At 37.6% G+C, this 17,160-nt stretch carries 13 protein-coding genes; 12 read left to right on the top strand and 1 reads right to left on the bottom strand.

The window, feature by feature from the left end:
* The first annotated feature begins 243 nt into the window (after positions 1-243).
* On the top strand, positions 244-1,443 hold the full coding sequence (locus ACTNEP_RS04770) for a PDZ domain-containing protein (protein WP_441160553.1): 1,200 nt from the start codon (positions 244-246) through the stop codon (positions 1,441-1,443).
* Positions 1,444-1,446: 3 nt separating this feature from the next.
* Here the strand turns inward: ACTNEP_RS04770 and ACTNEP_RS04765 are convergent, their stop codons facing one another.
* A complete protein-coding gene (locus ACTNEP_RS04765; RefSeq protein ID WP_441160551.1) occupies positions 1,447-4,674 on the bottom strand; it encodes an SNF2 helicase associated domain-containing protein in 3,228 nt (1,075 codons plus the stop codon).
* A 158-nt stretch (positions 4,675-4,832) separates the two neighbouring features.
* On the opposite strand from ACTNEP_RS04765, the gene ACTNEP_RS04760 reads away from it, so the two are divergent.
* The 11 genes from ACTNEP_RS04760 to ACTNEP_RS04710 all read left to right on the top strand — a co-directional run bounded on the left by ACTNEP_RS04760 (position 4,833) and on the right by ACTNEP_RS04710 (position 17,022).
* Entirely contained in the window at positions 4,833-6,413 is a 1,581-nt protein-coding gene (locus ACTNEP_RS04760) for a peptide chain release factor 3 (RefSeq protein ID WP_441160550.1), read from the top strand.
* Between the two features lie 559 nt (positions 6,414-6,972).
* Positions 6,973-8,958, top strand: a complete 1,986-nt coding sequence (uvrB, locus tag ACTNEP_RS04755; protein ID WP_441160549.1) for an excinuclease ABC subunit UvrB — start codon at positions 6,973-6,975, stop codon at positions 8,956-8,958.
* A 5-nt stretch (positions 8,959-8,963) separates the two neighbouring features.
* A complete protein-coding gene (gene uvrA / locus ACTNEP_RS04750; RefSeq protein ID WP_441160548.1) occupies positions 8,964-11,819 on the top strand; it encodes an excinuclease ABC subunit UvrA in 2,856 nt (951 codons plus the stop codon).
* A 160-nt stretch (positions 11,820-11,979) separates the two neighbouring features.
* Entirely contained in the window at positions 11,980-12,333 is a 354-nt protein-coding gene (locus ACTNEP_RS04745; RefSeq protein WP_441160547.1) for a YojF family protein, read from the top strand.
* 18 nt (positions 12,334-12,351) lie between these two features.
* The gene (gene bshB2 / locus ACTNEP_RS04740; RefSeq protein ID WP_441160546.1) at positions 12,352-13,008 is read left to right on the top strand and encodes a bacillithiol biosynthesis deacetylase BshB2; all 657 of its coding nucleotides are present in this window, start codon (positions 12,352-12,354) and stop codon (positions 13,006-13,008) included.
* A 101-nt stretch (positions 13,009-13,109) separates the two neighbouring features.
* Positions 13,110-13,307, top strand: coding sequence for a PspC domain-containing protein (locus tag ACTNEP_RS04735; RefSeq protein WP_441160545.1), 198 nt, complete (start codon positions 13,110-13,112; stop codon positions 13,305-13,307).
* Between the two features lie 2 nt (positions 13,308-13,309).
* A complete protein-coding gene (locus ACTNEP_RS04730) occupies positions 13,310-13,651 on the top strand; it encodes a phage holin family protein (protein ID WP_441160544.1) in 342 nt (113 codons plus the stop codon).
* Between the two features lie 287 nt (positions 13,652-13,938).
* Complete coding sequence (gene hprK, locus ACTNEP_RS04725; protein WP_441160543.1) at positions 13,939-14,901, top strand: HPr(Ser) kinase/phosphatase; 963 nt, start codon at positions 13,939-13,941, stop codon at positions 14,899-14,901.
* Between the two features lie 23 nt (positions 14,902-14,924).
* On the top strand, positions 14,925-15,770 hold the full coding sequence (gene lgt, locus ACTNEP_RS04720) for a prolipoprotein diacylglyceryl transferase (RefSeq protein ID WP_441160542.1): 846 nt from the start codon (positions 14,925-14,927) through the stop codon (positions 15,768-15,770).
* A gap of 64 nt (positions 15,771-15,834) precedes the next feature.
* Positions 15,835-16,476, top strand: a complete 642-nt coding sequence (ppaX, locus tag ACTNEP_RS04715) for a pyrophosphatase PpaX (protein WP_441160541.1) — start codon at positions 15,835-15,837, stop codon at positions 16,474-16,476.
* A gap of 3 nt (positions 16,477-16,479) precedes the next feature.
* On the top strand, positions 16,480-17,022 hold the full coding sequence (locus ACTNEP_RS04710) for an acyltransferase (protein ID WP_441160540.1): 543 nt from the start codon (positions 16,480-16,482) through the stop codon (positions 17,020-17,022).
* Positions 17,023-17,160 lie beyond the last annotated feature (138 nt).

The raw sequence follows: 17,160 nt of genomic DNA, 5'->3' as shown, positions 1-17,160 counted from the left end.
TGGATAAAAACCACTTTTGTCTCAGCTTCTTTTTTTATCCTATATCGTCTACCTACGAATTTTCACTCCCAAATACTCCAAAAAAACATACAATTTACTACACGAATTTGGATTTGCGTTTTATACTGATTAATAGTAAAGTGTTGATATGATAGAGTTTTCATCTTTAAAGTTTTCGTTATAGAAATCATAAAAGAGTCAATATACATAAATGGATGTTTGGTTGGGGAGGGAGTGTTTGGGATGGAATGGTTGATGGAACTTGGCGCAGTTATCGCACGTTTGTTTATGCAGCCGTTTATCTATCTATTTTTTCTATTAATATTACTGAGTGGTTATCGGCGAATTAAAAAAGACCGTCAAAATTTTGGAGCGAAAGTATATCCGTATTTTCATGAGTCAAAGCATACTTGGGCGATATCCATCATAAGTGGTTTACTATTATCAGTTGTGTCGATTGTGTTTGGATTCGTCATTTCGATTCCATTTACTTTAGTATTAGGTCTAGTTATGCTAGTAGTGGCAATTGGTAACCGATTTTACTGGTTATCAGCTAGTTACACATTAGCCATTGTATCTGCTCTTATGTATTTTCTCAACATATATGGTGAGAATTATTTGCCTAACAATTGGCTTCCTTTACTGGCTGCAACAGACTTATTCTATATACCGTTTGTCGTTGGGATATTTTTATTAATAGAAACGTGGCTTTTAGCTAGAGTACGTAATCGTGATACATTTCCTGAACTTGTTAAAAGTAGTCGCGGTAAATACTTAGGTCAGCACCGTATCAAAAAGTTAACGATCATCCCGTTTATCGCATTAATTCCGGGTGGATGGGTAGAACCTTTTAGTGGGTGGCCAATTGTAGAAATTGCCGGTGAATCATTTGGCTTCATTCTTTTACCATATATATTAGGTTTTGAATACGTAGTACGCTCTCGGTTAGTACAGGATGCAGCTAGTTGGTTATCAGCAAAGAATGCTTTCTTAGCAGTAGTTGTTTTGCTAATAGCTGTAGGAAGCTATTTCTTTCCAATTTTAACAGTTGCTGCACTTGCAGTTGCTTTTTTAGGTAAAGCATTCATTCAGCTATTTTATCGAACTGGAGAGCGACGACATACACCGTACTACCAGCCAGCTAAAGAAGGCCTATTAGTCCTAGGAACCTTGCCAGGTACACCAGCAGTAGGTTTAGAATTATTGCCAGGAGAGAAAATTATCAAGGTTAACGATATAACCGTAGAGAATGAAGAAGACTTTTACCATGCAGTTAATCAAAATAGAGCATTTTGTAAATTAAATGTTCAAGACTTAAACGGTGAGATCCGCTTTGCTCAACGGGCACTATATGAAGGAGAACATCACAAGTTAGGAATATTATTTGTAAAAGAAAACGATAGCTATGTACAAGAAACCATACTAGAAAAACAAGAGAGCTGATCATCAGCTCTCTTGTTTTTCGTTAAATTGCAGCAGTTCCCGAATCTCTTCTTCCGATAATTTCGATAATAACGTTTCACCTGGCTGGATAATTTGATCCACTAGTTCACGTTTCTTTTGCTGCAACTGGTATATTTTTTCTTCAATCGTTCCTTCGGTAATAAAACGGATGACTTGTACGACGTTTTTCTGACCAATTCGATGGGCTCTTCCTGCAGCTTGTTCTTCTACTGCTGGATTCCACCATAGGTCATATAGTATAACGGTATCTGCTCCGGTCAGGTTTAGACCTGTTCCACCAGCTCTTAAGGATATTAGGAAAAACCCTCTTTCCCCAGCATTAAATGCTTCAACCATCTGCATTCGTCGTTCAGAAGGAGTTGATCCATCTAAATAAAATACTTCATGACCATTGGCTTGTAGAGTATTACGGATAATCTCCAGCATACTAGAAAATTGAGAAAAAATTAATGTCCGTTTTCCATTTGCTTCTAACTCAGAGGTTAATTCCATCAACTGTTCTAGTTTTCCAGATTTACCACTGTAATTCTCAAGAAATAAACTAGGGTGGCAGCAAATTTGCCGTAAACGAGTCAGCCCTGCTAAAATTTGCAGCTTGCCGCGATCAAAGCCTTTAGCTTGAATGGTTTCATCCAGCTCATTCTGAATTCGTTGCAGATAACCGATATATACTTCTTTTTGTTCTTTTGTTAGTTCAGAATATTGAACCGATTCTATTTTGTCAGGTAATTCATCCAAAACATCTTTTTTTACACGCCTTAATATAAATGGTCTAGTAATTTTAGCGATATAGTTTGTGTCAAGGTCGCTGAATGCTTTTTTGCTACCAAATAATCCAGGTGATATCGTATAAAAAATCGACCATAATTCATCCAGATCATTTTCGATAGGCGTTCCACTCAGTGCAAAAAATTGTTTTGCCTGTAACGATCGTACCGCTTTTGCTGTTAAAGTTAAATGATTTTTAATTGCCTGGGCTTCATCCAAAATGATGCAATCAAATAAATGATTCTCATATAAATCCTGATCTTTCCGTAAAGTGGGATAGGAAGTAATCAGAATATTAGTATCTTGATGCTGCTGTAATAATTTTTGTCGTTCGAGTTTTGGCCCGATAATGACTCCGGAAGTCAGCGTAGGTGCAAATTTTTCAATTTCTTTTTTCCAGTTATATAACAGTGAAGCAGGTGCGATGACAAGGGCTTGATAACGGTCCGTTTTTACATTAGCTTCCGAAAGAAGGTAACTGATCGTCTGTAATGTTTTCCCTAATCCCATATCGTCAGCTAAAATACCACCTAAATGATAATGGGATAATGCTTTCATCCATTGAAATCCTGTTACTTGGTAATCGCGGATATCCGCTTCTAACTGATCTGGTAATTGAAATTGTAACTGCTCCGGGTGTTTCAATTGCTCCAGCATTTGTTGAAATGATGCACTATAGCGATAGTCTGTCTTATTCAATGCTTCTTCCACCTGGAAACTACGAGCAGCTGGAATCGAAATTTTACCATCTTCCATTTGTTTTTTGGATAAGTCCAATGTTTTTTGCAGTTTTTGAAAGGACGAAAAGTCATCTGATTCTAAATGGATAAGTGCTCCATTCGGGATACGATAATATCGCTTTTTCTCGATTAAAGCTTGCAAAATATTACGTACATCTTCGTTTGAAATACCTTCCATATCAAATGCAATATCCAACATTCCTTCAGAAGGTCGATAATCAACATGTGATTGTAGTTTTATTTGATCGATACCTTCCAGCATTTGCTTTACACTTCTAGATAAGTAGACAGATGCTGTTCTTTCTAGTTGATATACGCCTTCGTGGATGAAGGAATAAATGGCATCATCATTAAATAAGTAAAACGATTGATTCATCTCAATAAAAGCTTCATCACGGAGCATTTGCAGTATGTCTTGTTCCTTGTGCGTTTCTCGTTTGACGATTGTTCCTCCTGATCCTTGATCTGAAAAAGGGGTAAATGTTGCCTCACCATATTGATACTCTACTTCAGCTTTTAAAGCTCCTTCTATTTCATCGATATAGATTTTCGTTTTTAGTGGAGCGGTGTTAATCTGTCTCTCCATTCTCTCTGTCATGTTTAATGTTCCGACTTGTTCGAATTGTGGCATAACATTTTTGACAAATACATCCATTTCGTTTGGTGAAATTAGCTGTTTTTTCTTGTTTTGAAAAGGAACGACCCGGAACAATTTTTCTAAAATTACTTTCTGTTGATAGGATATTTTATAAAAGTGGTGTTCATGGATGACATAACGATAACTATCTAAAAAGTAATAATCTGTTAAATCGGTCATTTCCAAGGTATAATTATTTGGTTGTTGGTAATCGAGATGAAATTGAAGCTGATCTTCCATTTCACTCACTTCTATAGCATTATATTCTTTATTCGTATGATGGCGGAACACATATTCCATCTCGACTAATTGGTCTAACAATTGGTCAATTAAACTTGGAGGAATATAAATACTCCTAGGTTGCTCCAACTTTAACACATAGCTGTTCCCAAAGAGACGTTCCTGCTCATAACAGGTTAGAAGCATCTCCATCATTTTTTGGTCATTCGACGTAAAATAATGAATAAATGGATCATAAGTGAAGCTTTGATTTACTTTATAGGGTTCCCCACTATTAAAGGATTTGAAAAAACCACGAAGATCGCGAATCACATATGGTCTTTTATCTCCTATTTTTACTTCGATGCTCAAAGCATACTGCGAGTTTTTATTCGCTTTCGTTAAGGACAAAAGGTACTCTGTTTCAACAATTTGTGGTGTTTCACTGCGTCCTTTTTTATCCCGAAATGTATGTAATAATTGCTTGGCAAACAGGTCTGTATCCTGTACAGGTCTCTGATGGGCAGTTCGGTCAACTGCAAATCTTCTGCGATTGGATTGCGCATCCTGCGTAATAGCTAACAGTACTGCAGCAATATGTTTACAGGTACCATGTGTTTCATAGGCTGGGCAGGTGCATGTTGTATCTACCTTCATATCATCTGAAAAATAAATGCGAACCGTATAAATTTTTGTTCCTTTTACAAGTCCCCGCCAGGAATTGGATTCCGGGTTATAGGAAAGACCATACACTTTTCCTGATTGATAGTATTGATAGCCTCTTTTATAAAAACGCTCACCAGTAAGCTGGCGGATCGATTGTTCTGTCATTTGAATTTGCTGCAAATTGATCCCATCCTTATTTAAAGAATCCATCATTATATTATATCAGATTCTGGTTTTGATGCCATTCTGATGATGTTTTTATTTTCACTCTGATCGATAAGTGGTAAAATAGGAAAAGTTAATAGGTATGCACGTAAAGCAGAAAGTAGGTAACAAATATGGGATTACAAGAAGAAGTGCAAAAAAGAAAAACGTTTGCCATCATTTCACACCCTGATGCAGGGAAAACAACGATGACAGAAAAACTATTGTTGTTTGGAAATCTAATTCGCTCAGCAGGTACCGTAAAAGGAAAAAAGTCAGGTAAATTTGCTACATCTGATTGGATGGAAATCGAGAAACAACGTGGAATCTCGGTTACTTCTAGTGTGATGAATTTTGATTATAAAGGCCATAAAGTCAATATCCTTGATACACCTGGTCACGAAGACTTTAGTGAAGATACCTATCGTACGCTTACAGCTGTCGATAGTGTCGTTATGATTATTGATGCCACAAAAGGGATCGAGGCCCAGACGATTAAACTGTTTAAAGTTTGTAAAATGCGCGGGATCCCGATCTTTACGTTCATTAATAAACTAGACCGTGAAGGGCGCGATCCCTTTTCCTTATTAGATCAGATAGAGGATGTTTTGAATATTGAAACCTATCCAATGAATTGGCCTGTGGGGATGGGAAAACGATTTTTAGGTATATTAGATCGATACAATGATCAATTTATCAAATTTAATGGTAATGAAGAAGAAACATATATCCAGATGGCAGAGATGGAAAAAGAAGAGGAAATATTTAATCATCCTACTTATCAGGAAACAGCAGAAGAACTGGAATTATTGGATGAAGCAGGCGATCAGTTTTCATTAGATCGTGTGCTTGCCGGTGAACAAACACCAGTATTTTTCGGTAGTGCACTTGCCCCGTTCGGTGTGCAAACCTTTTTTGATACATTTATAAATATGGCACCAGCTCCAGGACCACGCCGTACCACAGAAGAAGTAATCAGTCCTGATTATCCTGATTTTTCCGGATTCATTTTCAAAATCCAAGCGAATATGAATCCCCAACATCGTGACCGAATCGCCTTTTTACGTGTTTGTTCTGGTAAGTTTGAACGAGGAATGAATGTGACACTTGCTCGTACTGGAAAAACCATTCGTCTTGGTCAGACTCAACAATTTGTTGCTTCCTCACGTGATACGGTAGAAGAAGCCTATGCGGGTGATATTATCGGTGTTTATGATCCAGGTTCTTATCGAATTGGTGATACATTAATCGAAGGTAAGAAGACATTTGAATATGATGAGTTGCCACAATTCCCACCGGAAATGTTTCAGCGAGTAATGGCGAAGAATGTGATGAAAGCCAAGCAATTTAGAAAAGGAATTGAACAGCTTGTTCAGGAAGGTGCGATCCAATTGTTCCGTGGTTACCCAACTGATTCGATGATTATCGGTGCGGTTGGACAATTACAGTATGAAGTATTCCAGCATCGTATGAAGAATGAGTATAATGTAGAAATTATGCTTGAATCAATCGGTGATAGGATTCCGCGCTGGTTGAAAAAAGAGCAAGTTGATCCGGCCTTATTTGATGAGCGGAATTTATTAGTGAAAGACAGAGAAGATGAATTTCTCGTATTGTTCAAAAATGACTTTGCCCTTAGATGGTTCACCGATAAGCACCCAGAGATCGAGTTGATCGATTTATATGAAGTAAACCAATACGATCAAACTACCTAATTAGTGAAATTTCGATGAATTTACCATTCTTTCCTTTGAGTTTAAAGGGTTATGAAGTAATAGGGAAATCATCAAAAATAATTGTATGAGTTATACACTCATCGATAATCAGAAAACTAATACTAGCGGAGGTAGAATGCTGAGACTCCTGCGGGAACAGCACGAGCTGAAGATCCATTTCGTGAAGTGCTCTTCTTCACGAAGTTAGCTGAAGCCGTTCCCGCTAAAAGCGAAGTATTCTGCCGCTGCGTTATGAGGACATCTATCCAAAGCTACGGAAAAAAATGCGACACTCTTAGAAAAAGAAGGTATTTTTCCGTAGCGATAAGATAGCCCCATTTTGAGCTATACATCTTAATTGTAGCATTTTTTATATACAACCTCGTATTTTCTCCCATATTGAACAGCCCCTCTATTATTATAAACATTTATTTTTATCATCACTGTACCTTTGGTTATAATGAAAGAAGAGAATCCAAAACCAAAAACGAATATTTGTTCGCTTTTTGTTGGGATATAGTGTATACTATAACCAGTAAATGAGAACGGAGGTATGAAGGTGGAAGAACAAACATTTTCTTTACAAGCACCTTATCAGCCGCAAGGTGATCAACCTCATGCAATTAAGGAGCTTGTGACTGGCATAGAGAATAAGAAACGTCATCAGACCCTACTAGGTGCTACGGGGACCGGAAAGACGTTTACCATCAGTAACGTTGTCAAAGAGATCAATAAACCAACTTTAGTGATTGCCCATAACAAGACACTAGCTGGTCAATTATATAGTGAGTTTAAAGAATTTTTTCCGAACAATGCTGTCGAATATTTTGTTAGTTACTATGATTATTATCAACCGGAAGCATATGTGCCGTCCACTGACACATTTATTGAAAAAGATGCGAGCATTAATGACGAAATTGATAAATTGCGCCACTCGGCAACATCTGCATTATTTGAACGTCAGGATGTTCTAATTGTTGCCAGTGTTTCTTGTATCTACGGTTTAGGTTCACCGGAAGAATATCGTAGCCAAGTGCTTTCATTGCGAGTAGGGATGGAAAAAGACCGGGATGAGCTATTAAGGGGGCTTGTTGATATTCAGTATGCTCGTAATGACATTGACTTTCAACGTGGTACGTTCCGTGTTCGTGGTGATTCAGTCGAGATTATTCCGGCATCACGTGAAGAGCATTGTGTTCGCGTGGAATTTTTCGGTGATGAAATCGACCGGATTCGTGAAGTGGATGCATTGACAGGTGAAATTATCGGGGATCGTGATCATATTGCCATTTTTCCGGCATCACACTTCGTTACCCGTGAGGAAAAATTGAAAGTAGCGATGGAAAATATCAAAAAAGAATTAGATGAACAATTGGAAAAGTTACGTTCTGAGGATAAATTGCTAGAGGCACAACGATTGGAACAGCGGACCAATTATGATTTGGAAATGATGGCAGAAATGGGTTTTTGTTCAGGTATCGAGAACTATTCTCGCCATCTGACTTTAAGAGAGCCAGGGTCAACACCGTATACTTTACTTGATTATTTTCCAGATGATTCCTTAATTGTAATTGATGAGTCCCATGTTACCTTACCACAAATACGGGGTATGTATAATGGAGACCAGGCACGGAAGCAAGTATTGGTCGATCATGGCTTCCGTCTTCCCTCTGCACTAGATAACCGACCATTAACTTTTGAGGAGTTTGAAAATAAGGCAAATCAGTTGATTTATGTTTCAGCTACTCCGGGCCCTTATGAATTGGAACATACACCTAAAATGACGGAGCAGATTATTCGCCCGACAGGCTTGTTGGACCCGGAAGTAGAGGTCCGTCCAATCGATGGGCAAGTGGATGACTTAATTGGCGAAATTAACAAAAGGATAGAAAGAAATGAACGTGTATTAGTAACAACCCTTACGAAAAAAATGTCAGAGGATTTAACTGATTATTTAAAAGAAGTTGGTTTAAAAGTTGCTTATTTGCACTCAGAAATAAAAACGTTAGAGCGTATTGAAGTCATTCGCGACTTAAGAGTAGGAAAATATGATGTGTTAGTGGGAATCAACCTTTTACGTGAAGGGTTGGACATTCCTGAAGTATCACTGGTAGCGATTCTTGATGCTGATAAAGAAGGTTTCTTACGTTCAGAGCGTTCGTTGATTCAAACAATGGGGCGTGCAGCACGAAATGAAAATGGTATGGTTATCATGTATGCCGATAAAGTAACGGACTCGATGCAAACCGCTATCGATGAAACATATCGCCGTCGCGAAAAGCAACAGGCATATAATGAAAAACATGGCATTGTACCTCAAACGATCAATAAGGGAGTTCGAGATGTGATCCGTGCTACAATGGCAGCAGAAGAAGAAGCACCATATGACAGTAAAGCCAAACAATTAAGTGAAATGACGAAGAAAGAAAAGCAGGAATTAATCGAAAAAATGGAAAATGAAATGAAACAAGCGGCACGAGAACTCGATTTTGAACGAGCTGCAGAGCTTCGTGATCTTGTTTTAGAATTGAAAGCAGAAGGGTGAAATAAATGGCTAAAAAATCCATTTCTATAAAAGGAGCACGTGCACATAATTTAAAAAACATATCACTTGATATACCAAAGGATAAACTGGTAGTTTTAACAGGTTTATCTGGTTCAGGTAAATCATCATTAGCTTTTGATACTATTTATGCCGAGGGACAACGCCGGTACGTAGAATCACTATCGGCATATGCTCGTCAATTTTTAGGGCAAATGGACAAACCAGATGTCGATTCAATTGAAGGATTATCGCCTGCTATCTCCATCGATCAGAAAACGACAAGCCGTAACCCACGGTCAACGGTTGGAACTGTAACAGAAATTTACGATTATATGCGTTTGCTTTTTGCACGAATTGGTCATCCGATTTGTCCGATTCATGGTGAAGAAATCACTTCCCAAACGGTTGAACAGATGGTAGATAGAATTATGGATTACCCAGAACGAACAAAATTGCAAATTCTTGCGCCAATTGTCTCTGGTCGAAAAGGGACACATGTTAAGGTTTTAGAGGATCTGCAAAAAGAAGGGTATATCCGCTTACGTATCGACGGAGAGATGCGTGAAATTAGTGATGATATTCAATTAGATAAAAATAAAAAACATTCTATAGAGGTTGTCATTGACCGAATTGTCGTAAAAGATGGTATTGCAGGTCGTTTATCTGATTCATTGGAAACAGCTTTAAAACTAGGTGATGGTAAAGTAATGGTGGATATTATTGATGATGAAGAGTTGTTGTTCAGCGAAAATCATGCTTGTCCTATTTGTGGTTTTTCAATAGATGAATTAGAACCAAGATTATTTTCTTTTAACAGTCCTTGGGGAGCATGTAAAACTTGTGACGGGCTTGGCTCACAGCTAGAAGTAGACATTGACCTTGTCATCCCGAACAAGGACTTAACTCTTAATCAAGGAGCAATTGCTGCATGGGAGCCTACAAGCTCCCAATATTATCCACAATTACTGAAAAGTGTTTGTGACCACTATGGAATTGATATGGACGTACCGGTAAAGAAACTACCGAAAACGCAAATGGACAAAATATTGCATGGAAGTGGTAAAGAAAAAATATACTTCCGTTACCAAAATGATTATGGCATGCTTCGGGAAAATGATATTTACTTTGAAGGGGTTATAAATAATATTGCTCGTCGTTATCGAGAAACATCATCAGATTTTATCCGTGAGCAAATGGAAAAATATATGACAAATAAACCTTGCCCGACATGTGAAGGCTATCGTTTAAACACTGAAGCTCTTGCAGTTAAAGTAAATGATTTGCATATTGGCCAGGTAACAGCATTGTCCGTGACAGAAGCACATCATTTTTTTACAACACTTCAACTGTCAGAAAAAGAAAAACAAATAGCACAATTAATTATTAATGAATTAGATGACCGCTTAACCTTTTTGAAAAATGTCGGTTTAGATTATCTAACTTTATCTCGTTCTGCTGGTTCGTTATCTGGTGGGGAAGCACAGCGTATCCGCTTGGCAACCCAGATTGGTTCAGCACTTACTGGTGTGCTTTATGTACTAGATGAGCCTTCCATCGGTCTACATCAGCGAGATAACGACAGACTAATACAGACATTGGAACGGATGCGTGACTTAGGTAATACATTGATTGTCGTCGAGCATGATGAAGACACGATGTTAGCAGCTGATTATTTAATTGATATCGGTCCAGGTGCTGGAGAACATGGCGGGGAAATCGTTGCACAAGGTACACCAAAGCAAGTGATGAAAAAGAAAAAATCATTAACAGGACAATATCTATCAGGTGATAAATTTATTCCTGTTCCTGCAAAACGGAAGGAACCCGATGAACGTTTTCTAGAAATTATCGGGGCGGAAGAAAATAATCTAAAAAATGTAGATGTGAAAATTCCTATTGGTATTTTCACGGCAATAACCGGTGTATCTGGATCAGGGAAAAGTTCATTAATCAATGAAATATTACACAAAAGCCTTTCTGTTCAATTACACCGCGCCAAACAAAAACCAGGTAAACATAAAGAGATTAAAGGTATAGAACATTTAGAAAAAGTGATTGATATTGACCAGTCACCAATCGGAAGGACACCTCGTTCGAATCCAGCAACCTATACAGGTGCATTTGATGACATACGTGATGTATTTGCCCGAACAAATGAGGCAAAAATCCGTGGCTATAATAAAGGGCGATTTAGCTTTAATGTTAAAGGTGGCCGATGTGAAGCATGTCGTGGTGATGGAATTATTAAAATCGAAATGCACTTTTTACCAGATGTATATGTACCTTGTGAGGTGTGTGAAGGAAAACGATACAACCGTGAAACGTTGGATGTGAAATATAAAGGAAAGAATATTGCTGATATTCTTGATATGACAATTGAAGAGGCTATGAAATTCTTTGAAAACATTCCGAAGATCAAGCGAAAATTAGAAACGATTTACGATGTTGGATTAGGTTATATTCGACTCGGGCAACCAGCAACAACATTGTCTGGCGGCGAGGCGCAACGTGTAAAATTAGCGAGTGAATTGCACCGTCGCTCAAATGGGAAGTCATTATATATTTTGGATGAACCAACGACTGGCTTGCATATTGATGATATCTCTCGTCTTTTAGCTGTTATTCAGCGCCTTGTTGATAATGGAGATACGGTCATTATTATTGAACATAATTTAGATGTAATTAAGGCAGCGGATTATATAATTGACCTAGGTCCTGAAGGAGGAGACGGCGGTGGAACAATTGTTGCTACTGGAAGTCCTGAGGAAATCGTGGAAGTAAAGGAATCACATACAGGTAGATATTTAAAGCCTATTTTAGAACGTGACAAAGCAAGAATGGAAGCAAGAATAGGAAGTTAACGAATTAGATGGCCGTCCATTTTCGGACAGCCATTTTTTCGTTTTTGTCAATTTTATTATTTAGATATACCCATGGATGATCACAATTCTGAAACAAGAACTTGCGCTCATACTATGATAAAATAGAAAAAGAATGTAGGAAGAGGAGGCGTCCATTTCCATGGAACCAATTGAAATCAATCAACTACAAAAATACATTGATCATTTTGCAAATAAAGAAGTATATGTTCACTTAGAAACTACCAATGGAGCATATGCGAGTCATTTTAATCAAGATGCCTATAATGTAGGTGCTTTTATCCGTAATGCAAAAGTAACTTTTCAACGAGGAAAAATTGTAGGAGCAGGTACTACATATCGTGTAGGATTAAAGCTGGATATTGGCTGGATTTATGCCGAAGGTGTCAATCAGTTTGAAGTAGATGAACAAAACAGACTGTTAATGGCAGGTCACGATCGTGAAGGAAGATTAATGGTAGCATTACAAATAAGTGAATCACCATTTCATTATTAAGTTAGAGGAGGAATAGATATGACAGAGCATGTGGTTGTTATATATCCACATCCAGATGATGAAGCATTTGGTGCATCTGGTACGATTACAACGTTTCGGGAAAAAGGTATTCCGGTAACATATTTATGTGGTACATTAGGGGAAATGGGGCGAAACATGGGAAACCCTACTTTTGCCACTAGGGAGAATTTACCCGAAATTAGAAAAAGAGAATTAGTGAAAGCATGTGAAGTCCTAGATATTAATTTGGAGATGCTTGGCTATCGCGATAAAACATTAGAATTTGAATCAACGGAGGAAGTAGCAGCACATCTTTTTTCTTACTTAGATAAACTGAAGCCATCGTTAGTTATAACCCATTATCCTGGACATGCAGTACACCCAGACCATGATGCATTTGGAAAAGCAGCTATTAGAGCGGTAGAAATGTTCCCTGCAGATGAACGACCAACAGTCTGGGCACAAGCGATCAGTCGCAATCACTTAGAAGAACTTGGCGAACCGGACATCCAAAATGATGTAAGTGAAGTATTCACGAAAAAATTTGAAGCAATCCAAGCACATAAATCACAGGCTGATGGTATGCTCTCAAAGGTCAGAAATGAAGCTGATGATATAGTAGAAGCGGCAAGGCAATGGTTGGGCGTAGAATCTTTCTACACGTGGAAATTTTAAGGTATTACCTTTCGACAGGAGCATAGAATAAAAATAGTAGGTTTAATCTTTCAAGTTTGTGGAAATGTAATTAATACAACGCAGACTGGGAGGTCAACATCATGAACCATAAATTATATCGGTCTGATACGAATCAAATGGTTGCAGGAGTACTAGGAGGTATAGCAGAAGCGACCAAACTAGATGCAACCATATTACGGTTGATATACATCATCCTACTTATTTTTACAGCAGGATTCCCACTATTTATTCTGTATATAGCAGCCGCTATCATCATACCAAAAAGAGGTGTTCATTAAGCATGCGCTGGATTCTATCGCTCGTATTTAATGCTTTAGCGTTAATGTTAATTGATTATTTGTTTGATGGTTTTATTGTCGATGGCTTTGGTATTGCTTTGATTGCTAGTATCATACTCGCTATTTTAAATGCGATCGTAAAGCCCATCTTAGTTTTATTAACATTACCAATCACCATCTTAACACTAGGATTGTTTTTGTTGGTAATTAATGCTGTTACGTTATGGCTTACACAATTATTACTAGGTAATAATTTTATTATTGAAGGGTTTGGTACAGCATTTATAGCTGCCATTCTTTTCTCCATTATGAACCTGTTTATTAACAGTATCGTCAAAGACTAAAATCGCTAGGTAGCTATTAGCTACCTGGCGATTTTTCATGCCAAGGAGATTGATGAATTGCATTTTATAAACAGCAGATTCTCTCCTTATCAGTTACTTTATACTGTGTTAATTACTTGTCACTTACCGACTATTATTTAACAGCAATTATGCTCGAATTTTTTCGAACAAATCTGTACTATATCTTTCAAAAAGTGCTACAATAGTTACAGCATGATCATAAAAAGAAGTGAAAGAATGGGGCGAGAAGGCACTGCTTCTCTGTCCTAAAATGAGGGGGCTTTTGTATGGCGAAGGTGCGTACACAGGATTTGTTGGATCGTTTTCAAATTGAGCTTATTGCTGGAGCAGAGGGAGTTCACCGTGAGATTTTTATGAGTGAGGTTTCTCGACCAGGAATTGAGTTGACAGGTTATTTTAAATACTATCCAAAAGATCGATTGCAATTATTAGGGAAAACAGAATTATCTTATTTCGCAGAACTGACACATGAAGAAAAAAAGGATCGTGCATACCGCTTATGTACTGATATAACACCAGGTATTGTGGTAACAAGGGATATGGAAGTACCAGAAGAATTAATAGAAGCCTGTGAAGCTTCAGGTGTCCCGTTAATGAGATCACCATATAAAACTACACGTGTTATCAGTCGTATAACGAACTTTTTAGAGGCTAAATTTGCCCCTTTTACAGCAGTACATGGTGTTTTAGTCGATATATATGGTATTGGTGTTCTAATTACAGGTCAAAGCGGCGTTGGTAAAAGTGAAACAGCACTGGAATTAGTCAAACGAGGACACCGTCTTGTTGCTGATGATAGTGTAGAAATTCGTCAAGAAGACTATGATCGTTTAATCGGATCTTCCCCTCCATTAATTGAACATTTATTGGAAATTAGAGGATTGGGTATTATTAATGTGATGACATTATTTGGTGCTGGATCAGTTCGTTCCCATAAACGTATTTCATTAGTAATTAATTTAGAAACTTGGGATCAAAAGAAACAGTATGATCGCTTGGGATTAGAGGAAGAAACAATGAAAATAATTGATGTGAAACTTCCTATGGCAACACTTCCTGTTCGACCTGGTCGTAACCTAGCTGTTATTATAGAAGTGGCTGCGATGAATTTCCGTTTGAAACGAATGGGTGTGAATGCAGCAGAAGAATTTTCGCAAAGATTATCAAAAATGATTCAAAATGGAGAACAAGAAGTATCAGAATTTGATCCAGATCTTGATATGGATTAAGATGGGAACGGAGGAGATAGACTTTGGCATGTGAAGCTCCAGCACTTGATCCTGTTTTCTTGCAAATAGGTTCATTACCAATTTATTGGTATGGCGTAATCATCGCTTCAGGTGTTTTTTTAGCATTATGGTTAGCGACGAGGGAAGCAGATAAATTAGGTGTGAAAAAAGATTATATTGTGGATTTAGTAGTATTTGCAATACCGATTGCAGTTTTAAGTGCACGAATATACTATGTAACTTTTGAATGGAATCAATATGTTGGCGAACCATGGTGGAAAATATTTGCCGTCTGGGAAGGTGGTATTGCCATTCATGGTGCATTGATAGGTGCTGTTCTAACGGCAGTTATCTATACGAGAGTAAAAAAGCTTTCCTTTTGGCAAATTGCCGATATTGTAGCGCCAAGTATTATTTTAGGACAAGCAATTGGACGATGGGGTAACTTTATGAACCAGGAAGCTCATGGCGGTCCCATTTCTGAAGCTACATATCAAAGTTATCATCAATATTTACCAGATTTTATTATGAATCAAATGTGTATTAATGGTACGATGTATCACCCTACCTTTTTATATGAATCAGTTTGGAATATCATTGGATTTATTATATTATTAGTATTGCGTAGATATCCATTACGTCGTGGTGAACTGTTCTTAAGCTATGTGATTTGGTATTCAGTCGGACGTTTCTTTATTGAAGGGATGAGAACCGATAGTTTATATATTATTGGTGAGCTGAGAACAGCACAGTTTATTTCAATTCTGTTAATTATCGGTGCAGTACTTATGATGCTATACCGTCGCAAAAAAGGCTTAGCCGACAGAACGTATCAAGGAAAAAAAATAACACAAAATAGGAAGAAATAAGGAACGATGAGCTTTTGCTTTATTTCAGGCAAAAGCTCGTTTCTCGTCATTTGGAGGTAACAGTATGAAAGTAGAAACAATTTTATTTGATTTAGATGGAACGTTAATCGATACGAATGAATTAATTATTGCGTCCTTTACCCATACATTGGAAAAGTATGGGGACCGTCGATACACAAGAGAGGAAATTCTCGATTTTATCGGCCCACCATTAGTGGATAGCTTTAAGAAGGTTAATCCACAGAAAATCGAAGAAATGATGGCGACTTACCGAGAACATAATTATGCGAACCATGAAAAATTTGTGGAAGCATACCCTACGGTTGTAGAGACCATCAAAAAATTAAAAAAATCAGGACTGCAACTTGCCATTGTCACTACCAAATTAAACGACACTGCAAAGTTAGGTTTAAAGATTACTGGTATGGATCAACTGTTTGATGTATTGATCGGTCTTGACGATGTCGACAACGCTAAACCACATCCGGAACCTATTTTAAAAGCTATCGATGAATTAAAAGCAAATCCGATGACAACGCTGATGGTTGGTGATAATTATCATGACATCGAAGCTGGCCATAATGCTGGTGTTCAAACTGCAGGTGTTGCCTGGACAATTAAAGGAAGAAAGATATTAGAAGATCATGATCCAGATTATATGTTAGAAGAAATGAGTGATCTATTAAAAATCGTTGGAGTGGAATAAAACATGCGAAAAACAAAACGATATCGTGTCCATGGTGCTAACAGTTTATGGCATGTCTATAAAACGGTTCCGTTCTGGAAAGTTATCAAAAACTTTATTGTTATTCAGATTGCCAGATACACTCCTTTTCTAAAACTGAAGAATACGATGTATCGTACTCTCTTAAAAATGGATGTCGGCACCGAAACGGCATTTGGACTAATGGTAATGCTAGATATTATGTTCCCTGAAAAAGTTCATGTCGGAAAAAATACGGTCATAGGTTATAACACCACGATTTTAGCTCATGAATACTTAATTGAAGAATATCGTTTAGGTGATGTGTATATTGGTGACGAAGTAATGATTGGTGCTAATAGCACTGTATTACCTGGAGTGAGGATCGGAGACGGTGCAGTCGTGGCAGCAGGAACGGTCGTCCATAAAAATGTCGATGCTGGAACATTTGTCGCAGGTAATCCAATGCGTGTAATCTATTCAAAAGACGAAATGTACGAACGTAAACAAAAAGACACGTTCTTCCAAAAAGCTGATGATCATTCGTGAGATCGTCAGCTTTTAATGATTGGTCAGTATTCCGAAAATACAGTAAAACACATATACTTTACGGGGAGAGAATTTTTATGAAAGCTTGCCTTTTTAAAAAGATCTTTTATTGTAGCAAAAGTATGTTATAATGCTAAA

The organism is Gracilibacillus sp. HCP3S3_G5_2, assembly GCF_052063305.1.
GTDB lineage: Bacteria > Bacillota > Bacilli > Bacillales > Amphibacillaceae > Gracilibacillus.
Note: the sequence above shows the minus strand (reverse complement) of the source record. Positions and strands in the feature narration are given on the sequence as shown.

Bases quoted from the DNA above. Each gene is read 5' to 3' on its own strand.
- uvrA (WP_441160548.1), top strand. From the start codon at position 8,964: ATGGCTAAAAAATCCATTTCTATAAAAGGAGCACGTGCACATAATTTA.
- ppaX (WP_441160541.1), top strand. From the start codon at position 15,835: ATGAAAGTAGAAACAATTTTATTTGATTTAGATGGAACGTTAATCGAT.
- ACTNEP_RS04760 (WP_441160550.1), top strand. From the start codon at position 4,833: ATGGGATTACAAGAAGAAGTGCAAAAAAGAAAAACGTTTGCCATCATT.
- ACTNEP_RS04730 (WP_441160544.1), top strand. From the start codon at position 13,310: ATGCGCTGGATTCTATCGCTCGTATTTAATGCTTTAGCGTTAATGTTA.
- ACTNEP_RS04710 (WP_441160540.1), top strand. From the start codon at position 16,480: ATGCGAAAAACAAAACGATATCGTGTCCATGGTGCTAACAGTTTATGG.
- ACTNEP_RS04770 (WP_441160553.1), top strand. From the start codon at position 244: ATGGAATGGTTGATGGAACTTGGCGCAGTTATCGCACGTTTGTTTATG.
- hprK (WP_441160543.1), top strand. From the start codon at position 13,939: ATGGCGAAGGTGCGTACACAGGATTTGTTGGATCGTTTTCAAATTGAG.
- ACTNEP_RS04745 (WP_441160547.1), top strand. From the start codon at position 11,980: ATGGAACCAATTGAAATCAATCAACTACAAAAATACATTGATCATTTT.
- ACTNEP_RS04735 (WP_441160545.1), top strand. From the start codon at position 13,110: ATGAACCATAAATTATATCGGTCTGATACGAATCAAATGGTTGCAGGA.
- bshB2 (WP_441160546.1), top strand. From the start codon at position 12,352: ATGACAGAGCATGTGGTTGTTATATATCCACATCCAGATGATGAAGCA.